Origin of the sequence: Streptomyces sp. SID12501, from assembly GCF_010550245.1 — a bacterium.
Lineage (GTDB): Bacteria > Actinomycetota > Actinomycetes > Streptomycetales > Streptomycetaceae > Streptomyces.
In genome coordinates, this window is the sequence record NZ_JAAGLU010000358.1 from 1 (window position 1) to 549 (window position 549).

General features: G+C 69.0%; 2 pseudogenes. Both read right to left on the minus strand.

Annotated features, from left to right (window positions below):
- Positions 1-261 (minus strand): annotated as a pseudogene (locus G3I71_RS46210) (AAA family ATPase); the annotation flags it as partial.
- A gap of 8 nt (positions 262-269) precedes the next feature.
- A pseudogene (locus tag G3I71_RS46215) lies at positions 270-549 on the minus strand (hypothetical protein); the annotation flags it as partial.

Consider the following 549-nt stretch of genomic DNA (forward strand, 5'->3'; position numbering starts at 1 on the left):
CATGGCCAGGGTCTTGAAGGGGATGCCGAGGTCGACGATGTACAAGGAGGCGGCGCGCCGTTCGGTGTCGATGACTCCGAACTCCTGGCCGTCGGCGAACTCGGCGGCTGCCTGCAGCCCGGTCCACGTCTTTCCTGATCCGGACGGGCCCTGGATGGACAGCCGTGCCTTGTGGCCGTCCTTGGTGGCCGGGACGAAGTCGAATCCGTCGTCGTACTCGTCGGGGGCGGGCTTGCTGCCGGCGCCCTGAAGGCGGGACATGGCGGCTCCTATCGGGCGGGCTGGAGGGCGATGGTCGAGCCGTCCTCGCGGGCGGTTCGGTAGGCGATTCGGCGGCCGAGGTGAACGGCGTTCCGGCCGGTGCCGAGTGCGTCGAGCAGGAGCGACTTGGCGGCCGTGTACTCGATGTCGGCGGCGACCTTGGCGTCGCGGCAGATCTCGTAGCGGGCGGCAATCGGGCCGGCCACCTCGACGTCGATCTCGTCATAGCGGTCGGGCTGGCGCCGGATCGTGTCGTAGGTGATCTCGGATCCGTCGATGTCGGGCTTC